Consider the following 16342-nt stretch of genomic DNA (forward strand, 5'->3'; position numbering starts at 1 on the left):
TTACATCGACTGCTGGGCGACACCATGATGTCGTGTGACGTCAGTCGGCATGCCCGAACGTGCTTCCATTGCCCGCTCCATCACAATGCCATCCGTCCTTGCATCGGTTTTAAAACTCACCATCGCCGCATTCAGGTTGATTGGCAGCGTCTGAGGATCGTCATCAATGTTTTTCGATAACGGCTGGTGAATTTCAACCAGTCGCACGCCGCCTGGCTCCTCAGAGACCTTGATCGGGGTATTAATGATGTTCACTTTGGTGCCCGGCGTAACCAGGTTGAAGAGCGTTTTGATATCGTCATCGCGCAGACGAATACAGCCGGAGCTGACGCGCATGCCAATACCAAAGTCCGCGTTCGTTCCATGTAACAGGTACACGCCGCCATAGGCCGCGAGGCGGATGGCATGGTGGCCCATTGGGTTATCCGGGCCGGCCGGTACAACGGCGGGCAGATCGATCCCCTGCGCTTTATAGCGGGCACGAATATTGGCCGTTGGCGTCCAGGTTGGGTTTGCACGCTTGTCTGATACGGTGGTAACCATCGTCGGGGTCAGCGTGTCGCCGCCCAACTGGCCAATACCAATAGGGTATACGGTCACCTCATTTTTACCGGGCGGGTAATAGTAAAGACGCAGTTCGGCAAGGTTTATCACGATCCCCTCGCGCGGCGCATCCGGCAAAATCGTCTGCAGCGGGATGGTTAACACGCTGCCAGCGCGCGGGACATAAGGGTCAACGCCGGGGTTGGCCTGCAGTAAGGCCAGAAAGCCGACGTTATATTTTTTGGCAATCGCCTCAAGCGATCCACCATTGTTTTCAACCACATGAAAACGGTTTTCCCCAACCACCTTACTGCCTGCAGGCGGGAGTGGCCAGGTGTTTGCGCGAGCGGGAAGTACAACCGCAACCGTTGCGGCCAGCGCTAACACGGTTATCCAGCGAGTGAAACGCGAAGAGGTCATCATCACTATAATCCATATAAATGATAGGGTGATTGTTTTATAACGGTTAGTGATAATTATGGCGAAGGGGTCTGTCGGGAAGATCGGGTGAAGTGAAAAGAGTTTGTAAATTGTTACCCCCGGTAGCATGGCGCAACCGGGGGCAGAGCAGATTATGCGATCGCGTTCTCTTCCAGCTGGCGCATAAAGTTGCGTACCCAGTCCATACGGGTTTTACGCTCCGTCAGCTCCTGCGTAAATTTCAGACGCGTTGGCCCATCCAGGCGGAAATGCTGCGGCTGCTTTTGCAGTAAACCGATGAGCCACGTAGGGTTAACGTGGTTTTTCTCGGCAAACTCAATCACGCCGCCTTTCTCGTTGCCCTCAAGCTTACGTATGCCCAGCTTCTGCGCCTGCTGACGCAGCCGCGCGATATCCAGCAAGTTGCGTGCGGCATCCGGGAGCAGGCCAAAGCGGTCAATAAGCTCGACTTTGATCTCTTCCAGCTCGTTCTCATTTTTCGCACTGGCGATACGTTTGTAGAACGACAGGCGGGTGTTCACATCCGGAATGAAATCGTCCGGCAGCAGAGACGGCATGCGTAGCTCAACTTCGGTTTGCTGGCTGGTGAGATCTTCCAGCGACGGTTCGCGTCCGGCCTTGAGGGCATCGACCGCGTTTTCCAGCAACTCCATGTAGAGCGAGAAACCGATGGTTTCCATCGAGCCACTTTGATCTTCACCCAACAGCTCACCCGCACCGCGGATCTCCAGGTCGTGCGTCGCCAGCGCAAAGCCAGCGCCCAGATCTTCCAGCGAGGCGATCGCTTCCAGACGTTTTTGCGCATCGGTGGTCATCGCTTTTGGATGCGGCGTCAGCAGCCATGCATAGGCCTGATGGTGCGAACGCCCGACGCGGCCACGCAGCTGATGAAGCTGTGCCAGACCGAAATGATCCGCGCGTTCAATGATGATGGTGTTGGCCGTCGGGATATCGATCCCGGTCTCAATGATGGTGGTACACACCAGCACGTTAAAGCGCTGGTGGTGGAAGTCGTTCATCACCCGTTCCAGCTCGCGTTCGCGCATTTGCCCGTGACCGATGGCAATACGCGCTTCCGGCACGAGCTCTGCCAGCCGGTCTGCCGCTTTCTGGATATTTTCCACGTCGTTGTAGAGGTAATAGACCTGACCACCGCGCAGCACCTCACGCAGAATGGCCTCGCGCACCACCAGATTGTCGTATTCGCGCACAAAGGTTTTCACGGCCAGACGACGCGCCGGCGGCGTGGCGATAATTGACAGATCGCGCATGCCGCTCATCGCCATGTTCAGGGTTCGCGGGATTGGCGTTGCGGTCAGGGTCAGGATATCGACGTCGGCACGCATCGCTTTAATACGCTCTTTATGGCGTACCCCGAAACGGTGCTCTTCATCAACAATCAACAGCCCTAGATCTTTCCACTTCACGTCGCTCTGCAGCAGTTTGTGGGTGCCGATCAGAATATCGATCTTACCCTCGCTGGCCTGCTCCAGGATTTGCGTTTGCTCTTTGGTACTGCGAAAACGTGACAGCATCTCGATGCGTACCGGCCAGTTGGCAAAGCGGTCGCGGAAGTTATCGAAGTGCTGCTGAGCGAGCAGGGTGGTGGGTACCAGCACCGCCACCTGCTTGTTATTCTCAACGGCGAGGAACGCCGCGCGCATGGCTACTTCGGTTTTCCCGAAGCCGACATCGCCACAGACCAGCCTGTCCATTGCCAGCGGCTGACACATGTCGCTTAACACGGCATTGATGGCCTGAGCCTGGTCCGGCGTGGTTTCAAACGGGAAGCTGTCGCAGAACAGCTGGTACTGCTCTTTATCATGCTTAAAGGCAAAGCCCTCTTTGGCCGCACGCTGGGCATAGATATCCAGCAGCTCGGCCGCCACATCACGCACTTTTTCCGCCGCTTTCTGCCGGGCGCGTGCCCAGGCGTCGCCGCCCAGTTTATGCAATGGTGCATTCTCTTCTGCACCCCCGGCGTAGCGACTGATCAGATGCAGGGATGAGACCGGCACGTAGAGTTTGGCGTCGTTAGCGTAGGTCAGCATCAGGTATTCGCCTTTGATGCCACCGGCTTCCAGCGTCGTCATCCCCTGATAACGACCCACGCCATGTTCAAGGTGCACAATCGGCTGGCCCGGATGGAGTTCCGCCAGGTTGCGGATCAGCGTATCCGGGTTAATGGTGCGACGGCTGTCCTGACGGCGGCGCGCAACACGTTCACCCAGTAGGTCGCTTTCACAAATTAATGCCACGTTGTTGAGGGTATCGATAAACCCGTGCTCGGCGGCACCGATCATCAGGTAACGCCCCGTCCCCGTGGCTTCGCTCAGGCGCAAAATGCGTTTCGGAGCAACTTTAATCCGCCCCAGCAGTTCGCCCAGCGCTTCACGGCGGCCTTCACTCTCAACGGAGAAGACAACCGGGCCGGTAAAGGCATCGAGGAACTTGCGCAGACTCTCCAGCGGGGATTTCTGCTGTGCCTGAACGGCTAGATCTGGCAGCTTCTGGAATGCAAGATTGGTGTTGGCAGCTTTATCGGCAAGCGTATCGGTTTTCAGCTGTACGCGAGGCCAGCGCTTGAGTTCGGCGTTGAGCTCGTCGGTGCGCAGCCACAGCGCTTCAGGTGGCAGCAGCGGACGCATTGGGTCTACGCCCCGGTTTTCAAAGCGCGCGCGGGTTTCGCTCTCAAAGCGGCTGGCGCTGGCGTCGATATCACCGGTGTTCACAATCAACGTGTTCGCCGGGAAGTAACTGAACAGGGCGGGCAATGGCTCGTTAAAGAACAGCGGCTGCCAGTATTCGATCCCGGCAGGAAGCGTACCTTTGCTGACCTGCTGATAGATATGCTCAGCGTCGCGCTTAACGTCGAACTTGTCGCGCCACTGGCTGCGGAACAGCTCGATAGCGGTTTTGTCCGTCGGGAATTCATGGGCGGATAATAAATTGATGGCTTCCACTTCTTCCAGCGTGCGCTGCGTGTCGGCGTCGAATACGCGCAGGCTGTCGATCTCATCGTCGAAGAAGTCCAGTCGATACGGCTGGTCGCTGCCCATCGGGTACAGGTCGAGCAACGCACCGCGCGTGGCGTATTCCCCGTGCTCCATAACCTGATCGACATGACGGTATCCGGCGCTGTCCAGTTGCGCGCGCAGATCGTCCCGGGACAGGCGCTGACCTTTTTTCATCACCAGCGCATGGCCGTGCAAATAGCTGTGAGGACAGACGCGCTGCATCAGGGTGTTGACCGGAACGATCAGCACGCCGCGCTGCATGGTCGGTAACTGATAGAGGGTCGACAGGCGCGAGGAGATGATCTCCTGATGCGGGGAGAAGCTGTCATACGGCAGCGTTTCCCAGTCGGCCAGACTGAAGACCAGGTTATCGGTGAACTGGCGAATTTCATCATGCAGTCGCAGCGCATTTTGCATATCCGGGGCGACCAGCACCACCGGACCAGGATGTCGCTCAGCGATTTCTGCCACCAGCGTGGCGCACGCAGCGCCAGTGAGTTCGCCCAGCTGGCGCTGGTCGCCCGCTTTGACAGGCAGGGAATAACGATAGTGTTCAGGCATGGCTATGTCAGAGTCTCTTGTGGATATACCAACAGTATTGGGGCATATCACTGATACGCAATGTCTTTATTATCCTCGATCGTTTTGCATAAGCAAATCTGAACTGCAACGCGGGAAGATTCGCCCCCGGACGGGGGGCGAGGGCGGTATTATCGGGTTGCCGGAGACAGTGCGCTCGCGGAAGGGGGAGAGAAGAACAGATCGCCAAACAGTGCCGTCGATATTTTGCGTACGCCAAGTCCGGCGAGGGTGCAGATCAGCAGGCTGGCAAATGGGTAGACCAGGATCAAGGCAAGCTCGGCCCAGACCGGCCAGTAGGCAGCATTCATCTCACCGATCAGGAACAGACTGAAGGCCTCTATCAGGATGCGGTGCGTGGTGTAGATAGCGATGGTGTTTGAGCCGATAACGTTAAGCAGGTTGCTGGGGTGAACGGCATAACGCTCCTCGAGGCTATAGAAAAGCTTCATGATCAGCACGATCGACAGCAGGGAAAGCAGCAGCGGAACGTTAGCAAACCACAGTACCACGGAGACCGCAGCAAAAGCGGCCAGTGCCAGCCAGGTGCGACGCAGGTTCAGCCCCTTCATCCAGGCCATCAGCTCTGCGCCATACCACGCGCCAAGGCTGTAGTAGATCATATTGCGTACCACGCTGTTCATTCCCCACCACGGCAGCGGCAGGAAATTGATCGCGATGCTGGCCAGTGCCAGCAGCCCCAGTACGGGCAGCTTCCAGCGGCTAAGCAGTTTACATAGCGTGAAATAGACCACCAGGGCGTACAGATACCACAGGCTGGTGCTGGCGGTGAGCATACCCCGCACAAACCCGGAAAGTGAATCGGCATACGCGGCGTTCGAGGAGGTGGCCAGCTCACGTTCAGGTGCCAGCCAGGCATTGAGGTGGCTCAGCGCCTGCCATTGCAATACGCCCCACAGCGCAAGGACCCAGACAATGCTCCAGATCCGTTTGTCAAAACTGGTGCGCCAGTTCACCTCGTCAATATAACGACGGATCAGATAACCGGATATGAAGAAAAATACCGGCATACGGAAGGGCGCGAGATAAAGGTTAAAATAGACCCAGCATTTGGCGAGAAGACCGGACAACGAATGTTGTAGCCCCGTCAGATGGGGATAAAATGTGATAACCGAATGATAGATCACCACCAGGCAGATACACAGCCCCTTTATCTGGTTAATCCATAATGCTTTTTGCTTCATTGTTCGCAACTACCTTATTGCCATAAACGAACGAACAATTGTTGGTAAACGCAGCCGGGATGTAACGGGAAACAGTCTGTATCAGGAAGTTTTTCGGAAAAGGTGGAGGGTGTGGCGCGATAATTCGAAGAGTAGCATTCTGATTTATCTGAATTTTTCAGAAAAATGATTACCAAAGCTTACGGTTTCAGTCATTTACGCTTAACGGATTCGCTTATATACTCGTGGGTCTGCTATCAGCAAACAGACGGACTTCATGTATCAACCTGTCGCACTCTTCATAGGCTTACGCTACATGCGTGGGCGCGCCGCGGACCGTTTCGGTCGCTTTGTCTCCTGGCTTTCGACTATTGGCATTACGCTTGGCGTGATGGCACTGGTGACGGTGCTTTCCGTCATGAACGGCTTTGAGCGCGAGCTGCAAAACAACATCCTGGGGCTGATGCCGCAGGCCATTCTCTCTTCTACCAGCGGTTCCGTTAACCCGCAACAACTGCCGGAAAGTGCGGCGAAGTTACAGGGTGTCACGCGCGTTGCGCCGGTGACAACGGGCGATGTCGTCCTGCAAAGCGCCCGCAGCGTGGCGGTGGGCGTCATGCTGGGGATTGACCCGGCGCAAAAAGATCCGCTCACGCCGTATCTGGTCAACGTGAAGCAAAGCGATCTGGAAGCGGGCAAATACAACGTGATCCTCGGCGAGCAGCTTGCCGGGCAGCTTGGCGTGAACCGTGGCGACCAGCTGCGTGTGATGGTGCCGTCTGCCAGCCAGTTTACGCCGATGGGACGTTTGCCCAGCCAGCGTCTGTTCACGGTTATTGGCACGTTTGCCGCCAACAGCGAAGTTGACGGCTACCAGATGCTCATGAATATCCAGGATGCTTCGCGTCTGATGCGTTATCCGGTGGGCAACATTACCGGCTGGCGTCTGTGGCTCGACGCACCGCTGAAAGTCGATACCCTCAGCCAGCAAACCTTGCCGGAAGGCACAAAATGGCAGGACTGGCGCGAGCGTAAAGGCGAACTATTCCAGGCTGTGCGTATGGAAAAAAATATGATGGGCCTGCTGCTGAGCCTGATCGTCGCGGTCGCGGCGTTTAACATCATCACCTCGCTTGGTCTGATGGTAATGGAAAAGCAGGGCGAAGTTGCCATCCTGCAAACCCAGGGGCTGACGCCGCGCCAGATTATGGCCGTCTTTATGGTGCAAGGGGCCAGCGCCGGGATCATTGGCGCGTTACTCGGGGCCGTTCTCGGGGCGCTGCTGGCCAGTCAGTTGAATAACTTAATGCCGATCATCGGCGCGCTGCTTGATGGCGCGGCGCTGCCGGTTGCTATCGAACCGCTGCAGGTGGTCGGTATTGCGCTGGCCGCGATGGCCATTGCGCTGCTTTCTACGCTCTATCCTTCCTGGCGCGCTGCCGCCACTCAACCCGCTGAGGCTTTACGTTATGAATAAGATCCTGTTGCAATGCGACAACCTGTCCAAACGCTATCAGGAAGGCTCTGTACAGACTGATGTGCTGCACAATGTGAGCTTCAGCGTGGGCGAAGGCGAGATGATGGCGATTGTCGGCAGCTCCGGTTCCGGCAAAAGTACCTTATTACACCTGCTGGGCGGGCTGGATACGCCGACCAGTGGCGACGTAATTTTCTCTGGCCAGCCGATGAGCAAAATGTCTTCTGCGGCAAAAGCGGAGCTGCGTAACCGTGAGCTGGGCTTTATCTACCAGTTCCACCACCTATTGCCGGATTTCACGGCACTGGAAAACGTGGCGATGCCTTTGCTGATTGGTAAAAAGAAACCGGCAGAAATTAATGCCCGTGCCAGCGACATGCTGAAAGCAGTAGGCCTGGGGCATCGCGGTGACCACCGTCCGTCTGAGCTGTCCGGTGGCGAGCGTCAGCGTGTGGCAATTGCCCGTGCGCTGGTGAACAACCCGCGTCTGGTGCTGGCGGATGAACCAACCGGCAACCTGGATGCGCGCAATGCTGACAGTATTTTCCAGCTTCTGGGTGAGCTGAATGCCTCACAGGGGACGGCGTTTCTGGTGGTGACCCACGATTTGCAGCTGGCAAAACGGATGGGACGCCAGCTTGAGATGCGTGACGGTCATCTGAACGCTGAACTGACTCTGATGGGAGCGGAGTAATGGCCTCACCGTTATCGTTACTCATCGGGTTACGCTTCAGCCGCGGCCGCCGTCGCGGCGGGATGGTCTCCCTTATCTCGGTGATCTCCACCATCGGTATTGCGCTCGGCGTGGCGGTATTGATTGTGGGATTAAGCGCCATGAACGGTTTTGAGCGTGAGCTCAATAACCGTATTCTGGCTGTTGTGCCGCACGGCGAAATTGAACCGGTTAATCAGCCGTGGAACAACTGGCGTGACGCCCTCAGCAAAGTGGAAAACGTGCCGGGCATTGCCGCCGCTGCACCTTACATCAACTTTACAGGGCTGGTGGAAAGCGGTGTTAACCTGCGCGCCATCCAGGTGAAAGGGGTGAACCCGGCGCAGGAGGCGCGTCTGAGCGCGCTGCCGAAGTATGTGCAGAACGGCGCGTGGGAAAACTTTAAGGCCGGTGAGCAACAGATCATCATGGGCAAAGGTGTGGCCGACGCGCTGAAAGTGAAGCAGGGCGACTGGGTGTCGATCATGATCCCAAACGCCAGCGCTGACCATAAATTGCAGCAGCCTAAGCGCGTGCGTCTGCACGTCACCGGCATCCTGCAACTGAGCGGTCAACTCGATCACAGCTTTGCAATGGTACCGCTGGAAGACGCACGTCAGTATCTGGACATGGGCGACAGCGTGACGGGCATCGCCATTAAGGTCAACGACGTCTTCAATGCCAATAAACTGGTGCGTGATGCGGGCAGCGTGACCAATAACTATGTCTACATCAAAAGCTGGATCGGCACTTACGGGTATATGTATCGTGATATCCAGATGATCCGCGCCATCATGTATCTGGCGATGGTGCTGGTGATTGGTGTGGCGTGCTTTAATATCGTCTCGACGCTGGTTATGGCGGTCAAAGACAAGAGTGGCGACATCGCGGTTCTGCGTACCCTTGGGGCAAAGGACGGTCTTATTCGCGCCATCTTTGTCTGGTATGGTCTGCTGGCGGGGCTGTTCGGTAGCCTGTGCGGGGTGGTGATTGGCGTCGTGGTGTCGTTACAGCTTACGCCAATCATCAACGGGATTGAGAAGCTGATCGGCCACCAGTTCCTGTCGGGTGATATCTATTTTATTGACTTCCTGCCGTCTGAATTGCACTGGCTGGACGTTATTTATGTGCTGGTTACAGCACTTTTACTGAGTCTGCTGGCAAGCTGGTATCCGGCGCGTCGCGCAAGCCGAATTGATCCGGCGAGGGTATTAAGTGGCCAGTAATTACGTCATGATCTAGCGGCTTACGGGCCGCAAGGTTAAAAGAGGAATGCGTTATGTATTACGGATTTGATATTGGCGGCACCAAAATTGCGCTCGGCGCGTTTGATAACGATCTCAAACTGCAGTGGGAAACCCGCGTTCCCACGCCGCGCGAAAGCTACGATGAATTTTTAACCGCCATTGCCGCGCTGGTGGCGCAAGCGGATGAACGCTTTGGCGTGAAAGGCAGCGTCGGCATCGGCATTCCAGGCATGCCTGAAACCGACGACGGCACGCTGTATGCCGCCAACGTACCTGCTGCCAGCGGCAAACCGCTGCGCGCCGATCTCTCTGCTCTCCTTGAACGCGACGTGCGTTTAGATAACGATGCCAACTGCTTTGCGCTCTCTGAAGCCTGGGATGATGAATTCCGTCACTATCCGCTGGTGATGGGGTTGATCCTTGGCACCGGCGTTGGCGGGGGAATTGTTATTAATGGCAAACCGATCACCGGGCGCAGCTATATCACGGGAGAGTTTGGTCATATCCGTTTACCGGTAGATGCGCTTGAGGTCGTGGGACGCGATTTCCCGCTTACCCGCTGCGGCTGTGGTCAGCATGGCTGTATTGAGAACTACCTGTCAGGTCGTGGGTTTGCATGGCTTTACGAACACTTCTATCATCAGAAACTCGAAGCCCCTCAAATCATTACCCTGTGGGAGCAGGGCGATGCGCAGGCGCGAGAGCACGTTGAACGTTATCTCGATCTGCTGGCGGTGTGTCTGGGAAATATCCTCACCATCGTCGATCCGGATCTGCTGGTGATTGGGGGCGGGTTATCAAACTTTACCGCGATAACGGAACACCTGTCCGGGCGTCTGCCCCGACATTTATTGCCAGTCGCCCGCGTGCCGCGTATTGAACGTGCGCGACACGGGGACGCAGGAGGCATGCGCGGAGCCGCATTCCTTCATCTCACCGACTAGTTTACGAGGTTACTATGCTGTCGCGTCGCCAGGGTCGACTCAGCCGTTTTCGCAAAAATAAACGCCGCTTACGTGAGCGCTTGCGCCAGCGGATCTTTTTCAGAGACAGAATGATGCCAGAAGCGATGGATAAACCCAGAGTGGTGGTGCTGACCGGGGCGGGGATCTCTGCCGAGTCCGGTATTCGAACCTTCCGTGCTGCGGACGGGTTGTGGGAAGAGCACCGTGTGGAGGATGTGGCGACACCAGAAGGCTTCGCCCGTGACCCGGATCTTGTGCAGGCATTTTACAATGCCCGCCGTCGTCAGCTTCAGCAGCCAGAAATAGCGCCTAATCCGGCGCATCTGGCGCTGGCGAAGCTGGAGGAGGCGCTGGGTGACCGTTTTCTGCTGGTTACGCAGAATATCGATAACCTGCACGAGCGAGCCGGCAACAAAAACATCATCCACATGCACGGCGAGCTACTGAAGGTGCGCTGTGCCTGGAGCGGCCAGGTGCTGGACTGGAAAGAGGACGTGCTGCCTGAGGATAAATGTCACTGCTGCCAGTTCCCTTCGCGTCTGCGTCCGCATGTGGTCTGGTTTGGTGAAATGCCGCTGGGGATGGATGATATTTACAGCGCGCTGGCCATGGCGGATGTGTTTATCGCCATCGGTACCTCAGGGCATGTCTATCCGGCGGCGGGGTTTGTTCACGAAGCGCGTCTGCACGGTGCGCATACCGTAGAGCTCAACCTCGAACCCAGCCAGGTGGGAAGCGAGTTTGAAGAGAAGCACTATGGGCTGGCAAGCGAGGTCGTACCCGAGTTCGTCGACAAGCTGCTCAAAGGTCTGTAATAGCGACAGTATGAAAAGGCACCCATTCAGCGGGTGCTTTTTTGTTTATAAACTCGTCCGCTGAAATTACCATTAATGATGTTTACTAAACCACAATATAAGCCCTGTTAATTAGTGTGGATGCTATTATTTTGTGCATTCACTCAAAATAGTGCTTAATAATGCTCGTTATCGTGGTGTAGAAAGAGGATGCTAATAAATATAACGTCGATAAGGAGGGTGGGATATGTACGGATTTATTGCGAGACAACCCATTTTTAACCCGGATATGAATACGGTAGCTTATGAACTGCTTTTCAGGGATGGGATGGCAAACCGTTTTCCGGATGTATCGGCAGAATATGCAACATCCAGAATGATATCCGACCATTTTTTATCTGTACCGTCTCAGCGTATCGCCGGGACACAGACCTTGTTTATCAACTTTCCATCCAGAATGGTCATCGACCGTAGCGGTGAAGCGCTGGACAAGGAGAGCGTGGTCATCGAGATCCTTGAAGATGCCGTTCCCGGCGAGGCGTTATTGCAGGCTGTGAAAGAGATGAATGCGCACGGATATCGCTTTGCGCTTGATGATTTTACCCTCGCGCCGGAATGGGATCGCTTTTTACCCTATATTTCTATACTTAAATTTGATGTCAGAAATTATACCTTAGCGCAAATTCAGGATTACCTGCGTACACGTAAAAGCCTGACCCACCATATAAAGTATCTCGCTGAAAAAGTTGAGACTAAAGAGGAATTCAAACGCTATCGTGATGCCGGTTTTTCGCTTTTTCAGGGTTACTTTTTCTGTCGCCCTGAAGTGATTAAATATAAGCGCTTATCACAAAATCAACTGGCGATTTTCCGCCTGCAGATGGAAGTAGGGCGGAATAAACCTGATTTTCGGATCATCGAGTCGTTAATAAAAACCGATCTCACCTTGTCCTATAAAATCATGCGTTATATGAAACACACGGCGTTTAAGCAAGTCGGTGCCTGCAATTTTAGCAAGTTAACGCTCAGCGAAGTCCTCAGGTATCTGGGGGAAAATCAGCTGCGACGCTTTGTCGCGGTGGTGGTGCTGGCCAGTGCTGGCAACGACACCGTCGACGAGCTGTATCCTCTGAGCATGATGCGGGGCAAATTCTGTGAGCTGATTGCAGAGAAGATGCCTGCGCCGGGGCTGGCGGAAAACGCGTTTATGTGTGGCCTGTTCTCTCTGCTCGATACCTTGCTTGAATTGCCAATGGCGGAGTTGATGAAGCAAATTGCGGTGCCGCAGGCTGTCAGCCAGGCCCTGTGTCACCAGGAAGGCGTGTTAGCCGATATGGTGACGCTGTGCCGCCACTATGAACAGCAGGAGTGGGAGGAGGCGGCCAGGATAGCGAACGGTCTTGGGCTGTCGGATGACGACGTTGTCGATGCCATGAGAACGGCGACGATCTGGGCGGGGGAAAATGCGGCGGGTTAAGGCCCCTCACGGCGTGGCGACGTGAGGAGCCAGACTGCGGCACTTATCGGCCGGCTTTTAATTTCTGGTAATACTCTTCATACAGACGGCTCGCGTCGCCGACATCGTTTTGCCATTCACCTTTGCTGATGGTGTCGGCATCCGGGTAGAGGGATTTATCATTCGCCACTTCAGGCTTCAGTAGCTTGCGGGCGGCCAGGTTTGGCGTTGGGTAGCCAATGGTCTCGGCAACCTGCTTCGCCACGTCCGGGCGCAGCAGGAAGTTAATGAGCTTCAGGGCACCGTCAACGTTTTTCGCATTCGCAGGAATAGCCAGGCTGTCCATCCAGAAGATACCGCCTTCTTTCGGCCAGACGACCTCCAGCGGCGTACCGGCCTGACGCGCAACCCATGCAGAGCCGTTCCACACCATGCCGAGATTCACTTCTCCTTCCATGTACGGGTTCGCCGGGTTATCGGAGTTGAACGCCGCCACGTTAGGCATCAGTTTTTTCAGCTCGTTATAGGCCGCTTCAATCTCTTTCGGGTCCGTTGTGTTGCCTGAGTAACCCAGCTTGCGCAGCGCAACCTGGAACACTTCACGGGCATCGTCGGTTAACAGCAGGCTGCCTTTGTATTCAGGCTTCCACAGGTCGGCCCACTGGGTCACGGTTTTAGGATCGATTGCTTCGCTGTTAACGCCGATGGCGGTCGCACCCCAGATGTACGGAATGGAGTAGTCATTGTTCGGATCGAACGGTTTGTTGAGCATCTGCGGATCGAGGTTGTTGAAGTTGGTCAGCTTCGACTTGTCGATCTTCTGGATCATGCCCTCTTTACGCATCTTGTCGACGAAGTAGGTCGATGGCACCACCAGATCGTACGCGCCGTCCTTGTACGTTTTAAGCTTGGCGTACATGGTTTCATTGGACTCGTAGGTAGAGTAGATGACCTTAATGCCCGTCTCTTTGGTGAACTGCTCCAGCAGACCCGGCGGCACATACTCAGTCCAGTTATAGAAGTAGAGCGTTTTGCTGTCATCAGCGTGCGCGACGCCCATTCCGAGCACCAGTGCCGCAGCGGCAAGCATTTTTTTCATTTCATTGTCCCCTGAGATTTTGTTTTATCACGAGCAATAATCTGGCTGGCAATCACCAGTACCAGCGAGAACACTAACAGTATGGTCGCCAGCGCGTTCACCTCAGGCGAGACGCCGACTTTCACCATCGAATAGATTTTCAACGGCAGAATTTCATAGCTTGGCCCGGTCACGAAAGAGGAGACCACAACGTCATCCATCGACAGGGTGAAGCTGAGCAGCCACCCGGCCGCGACGGCGGGCATCGCCAGCGGCAGGATAATTTTGCGCAAAATGGTCATCTCGCTGGCGCCGAGATCTTTTGCGGCCTCCAGCATACGCACATCAAAGCCTTTCAGGCGTGCATAGACCGTCACCACCACAAATGGCAGGCAGAAGGTGATGTGGGAAAACAGCAGCGACCAGAAGCCGAGCTGGACACCCAGCAGCATAAACAGTACCAGCAGAGAAATCGCCATGACGATATCCGGTGACATCATCACCACAAACAGCATGCCGCTGACGAACGGTTTACCGCGAAAGCGGTAGCGATACAGTGCCACGGCGGTGAGTGAACCAATCAGCGTGGCGAACGTTGCTGAAAAAATCGCCATGGTTAATGAGTGCTGCGCGGCCTGGAGCAGGCTGTCGTTGTTCATCAGCAGGCTGTACCAGTTAGTGGTAAAGCCCTGCCAGTTGATCCCGAAGCGTGAACTGTTAAACGAGTTCACGATCAAAATGATAATCGGAATATACAGGTAAGCGTAAATGGCGGTCATAAAACCGCCGCGAAGCAGTCGACCGATCATTCGAGTTCCACCTTCTTATTCAGCAGCCGCGACGCGCGCCAGTAAACCAGTAGCATCAGACCCATCACCACCGTCAGCGTAATGCTGGTGGCGGAGCCGAACGGCCAGTCGCGAATGTTAAGGAACTGGCTCTTAATCACGTTTCCGATCAGCAGGTTTTTCGCACCGCCCATCAGGTCAGAGACGTAGAACAAGCCCATCGCCGGAAGCATCACCAGCAGACAGCCTGCGATAATGCCGGGCATCGTCAGCGGAATGATAATGCGGATAAAGGTCTGCAGCTTATTCGCCCCCAGATCTTTGGCCGCTTCCAGCAGCGGTTTATCCAGCTTCTCAATGCTGGAGTAGAGCGGCATCACCATAAACGGCAGCAGGATATAGACCAGACCAATAATCACCGCACCCGGGGTAAACATAATGCGGATTGGCGTATCAATCACTCCCAGCCACAGCAGAAACTCGTTCAGATAGCCTTTGGTGCTGAGGAAAATTTTCAGCCCGTAGATGCGAATTAAGGAGTTGGTCCAGAACGGCACAATCAGTAAAAAGAGCAGCAGCGGGCGGATTTTTTGCGGCAGACGCGCCAGGAACCACGCGAAGGGATACCCCAGCACCAGGCAGGCAACGGTGGCGATCAGCGCCATGTTCAATGAGTGCAGCAGCACATCAAAGTAGAGCGGATCGAGCAAACGTGAGTAGTTATCCAGCGTAAAGACCAGCGCCACAAAGTGGGCATCGTCGCGGGTCAGGAAGCTGGTGGCGATGATCATCAGGTTGGGTAAAAAGACAAACAACACAAGCCAACCGACGATCGTGGCAATCACCACATTCTGGAATTTACTTGTGTTCTTCATCAGCCAGCACAACCTCCCAGCTTTCTACCCAGTTAATAACCATTTTCTGATCGAGCGAATGATCAAAGTCCGGGTCGTCCTCGTTAAAGAACTCGCTAACCATCACCATCTTACCGTTTTCCAGTTCGACAACGGATTCCAGCGTCATCCCCTTGTAATTACGCTCGCGGATATAGCCGATCAATCCTTCGGCTTGTGCATTGCCGTGGATCTCCTCGACGCGCAGATCTTCCGGGCGTAACAGCACGTTGAGCTTTTGTCCCTTCTCAACGGCAAAGTTAACGGTGATATTGCACTCGCGGCCTTCGACATTCGCCCGAACGCGCTGCTCATCCAGACGCTCGATAACCGTGGCGTTGAAGATATTGATCTCGCCAATGAAGCTGGCCACAAACAGGTTTTTCGGCTCTTCGTAAATTTCACGCGGCGTGCCGTCCTGCTCGATTTTACCATCACGCATCACCACGATACGGTCAGACATGGTGAGCGCTTCTTCCTGGTCATGCGTCACAAAGACGAAGGTAATGCCGAGCTTACGCTGCAGGGCCTTAAGCTCGTTCTGCATCTGCTTGCGCAGTTTGTAGTCCAGCGCGGAGAGGGACTCATCCAGCAGAAGCAGACGCGGTTTGTTGACCACCGCACGGGCGATGGCCACACGTTGCTGTTGACCACCAGACAGCTGATGCGGTTTGCGTTGAGCAAACTCCTCCAGCTGTACCATCCGTAGCGCCTCGGTCACGCGCGGCGGGATCTCGCTGGCCGGTGTTTTTTGCATCCGCAGACCAAACGCAACGTTTTCAAACACGGTCATGTGCGGGAACAAAGCATAGCTTTGAAAGACGGTGTTAACGTGACGATCTTCAGCGGGGACCTGGGTAATGTCCTGCTTTTCAAGGTGGATATGGCCGCTATCGACGCTTTCCAGCCCGGCGATAAGGCGCAGTACGGTTGTCTTGCCGCAGCCAGAAGGGCCAAGCAGCGTGAGGAATTCACCATCATTGATGGTCAGGTTGAGGTCGGAAATGACATCTTTACCATCAAAACTTTTACGAATTCGTTCCAGTTGCACCAGCGGTGAACGTGAACGGGATTGAGTATTCAATTTTTGCGCTGTCCCATATAGACGCTCCGGGCAGCAGACCGAAGCGGGGTTTGTGTGTAACCACCTTGGTGACTCGTAATGAGG

Annotated in this window: 13 protein-coding genes; 6 read left to right on the forward strand and 7 right to left on the reverse strand. The window is 55.2% G+C overall.

Translation table 11 applies throughout. From position 1 onward, the window contains the following. The 3 genes from ldtC to M8370_RS09975 form a co-directional block, all read right to left on the reverse strand. On the reverse strand, positions 1 to 966 hold the full coding sequence (ldtC, locus tag M8370_RS09965; protein WP_048971496.1) for a L,D-transpeptidase LdtC: 966 nt from the start codon (positions 964 to 966) through the stop codon (positions 1 to 3). A 149-nt stretch (positions 967 to 1115) separates the two neighbouring features. Continuing rightward, positions 1116 to 4562 carry a transcription-repair coupling factor gene (mfd, locus tag M8370_RS09970; RefSeq protein ID WP_250020862.1) on the reverse strand — a complete coding sequence of 1149 codons (3447 nt, stop codon included), beginning with the start codon at positions 4560 to 4562 and terminating at the stop codon, positions 1116 to 1118. Positions 4563 to 4711: 149 nt separating this feature from the next. Beyond that, positions 4712 to 5785: an acyltransferase family protein gene (locus tag M8370_RS09975; RefSeq protein ID WP_250020864.1), complete on the reverse strand. Its 1074-nt coding sequence runs from the start codon at positions 5783 to 5785 to the stop codon at positions 4712 to 4714. Positions 5786 to 6041: 256 nt separating this feature from the next. Between M8370_RS09975 and lolC the strand changes: the two genes are divergently transcribed. The 6 genes from lolC to M8370_RS10005 all read left to right on the forward strand — a co-directional run bounded on the left by lolC (position 6042) and on the right by M8370_RS10005 (position 12436). After that, the gene (lolC, locus tag M8370_RS09980) at positions 6042 to 7241 is read left to right on the forward strand and encodes a lipoprotein-releasing ABC transporter permease subunit LolC (RefSeq protein ID WP_023621889.1); all 1200 of its coding nucleotides are present in this window, start codon (positions 6042 to 6044) and stop codon (positions 7239 to 7241) included. Then, positions 7234 to 7935, forward strand: coding sequence for a lipoprotein-releasing ABC transporter ATP-binding protein LolD (lolD, locus tag M8370_RS09985; RefSeq protein WP_013097097.1), 702 nt, complete (start codon positions 7234 to 7236; stop codon positions 7933 to 7935). Before lolC ends, lolD begins: the two co-directional genes overlap by 8 nt. After that, positions 7935 to 9179: a lipoprotein-releasing ABC transporter permease subunit LolE gene (gene lolE / locus M8370_RS09990; RefSeq protein WP_250020873.1), complete on the forward strand. Its 1245-nt coding sequence runs from the start codon at positions 7935 to 7937 to the stop codon at positions 9177 to 9179. Before lolD ends, lolE begins: the two co-directional genes overlap by 1 nt. Before the next feature lie 53 nt (positions 9180 to 9232). Then, positions 9233 to 10144, forward strand: a complete 912-nt coding sequence (gene nagK / locus M8370_RS09995) for an N-acetylglucosamine kinase (protein ID WP_038979828.1) — start codon at positions 9233 to 9235, stop codon at positions 10142 to 10144. A 14-nt stretch (positions 10145 to 10158) separates the two neighbouring features. Further along, positions 10159 to 10980 carry a Sir2 family NAD+-dependent deacetylase gene (gene cobB, locus M8370_RS10000; RefSeq protein WP_248057972.1) on the forward strand — a complete coding sequence of 274 codons (822 nt, stop codon included), beginning with the start codon at positions 10159 to 10161 and terminating at the stop codon, positions 10978 to 10980. Positions 10981 to 11206: 226 nt separating this feature from the next. Then, a complete protein-coding gene (locus M8370_RS10005) occupies positions 11207 to 12436 on the forward strand; it encodes an EAL and HDOD domain-containing protein (protein WP_250020875.1) in 1230 nt (409 codons plus the stop codon). 43 nt (positions 12437 to 12479) lie between these two features. Here the strand turns inward: M8370_RS10005 and potD are convergent, their stop codons facing one another. Genes potD through potA form a run of 4 tightly spaced genes read right to left on the reverse strand, consistent with a single transcriptional unit; the run spans position 12480 to position 16258 of the window. After that, positions 12480 to 13514, reverse strand: coding sequence for a spermidine/putrescine ABC transporter substrate-binding protein PotD (gene potD, locus M8370_RS10010; RefSeq protein WP_013097092.1), 1035 nt, complete (start codon positions 13512 to 13514; stop codon positions 12480 to 12482). Beyond that, the gene (gene potC / locus M8370_RS10015; protein WP_013097091.1) at positions 13511 to 14302 is read right to left on the reverse strand and encodes a spermidine/putrescine ABC transporter permease PotC; all 792 of its coding nucleotides are present in this window, start codon (positions 14300 to 14302) and stop codon (positions 13511 to 13513) included. The genes potD and potC overlap by 4 nt, the downstream gene beginning before the upstream one ends. Next, complete coding sequence (potB, locus tag M8370_RS10020; protein ID WP_013097090.1) at positions 14299 to 15156, reverse strand: spermidine/putrescine ABC transporter permease PotB; 858 nt, start codon at positions 15154 to 15156, stop codon at positions 14299 to 14301. The genes potC and potB overlap by 4 nt, the downstream gene beginning before the upstream one ends. After that, positions 15140 to 16258, reverse strand: a complete 1119-nt coding sequence (potA, locus tag M8370_RS10025) for a spermidine/putrescine ABC transporter ATP-binding protein PotA (protein WP_013097089.1) — start codon at positions 16256 to 16258, stop codon at positions 15140 to 15142. The genes potB and potA overlap by 17 nt, the downstream gene beginning before the upstream one ends. Between the last annotated feature and the right edge of the window lie 84 nt (positions 16259 to 16342).

Origin of the sequence: Enterobacter cloacae complex sp. OE43NF (assembly GCF_023544405.1) — a bacterium.
In the GTDB taxonomy this organism is placed as follows: domain Bacteria; phylum Pseudomonadota; class Gammaproteobacteria; order Enterobacterales; family Enterobacteriaceae; genus Enterobacter; species Enterobacter cloacae.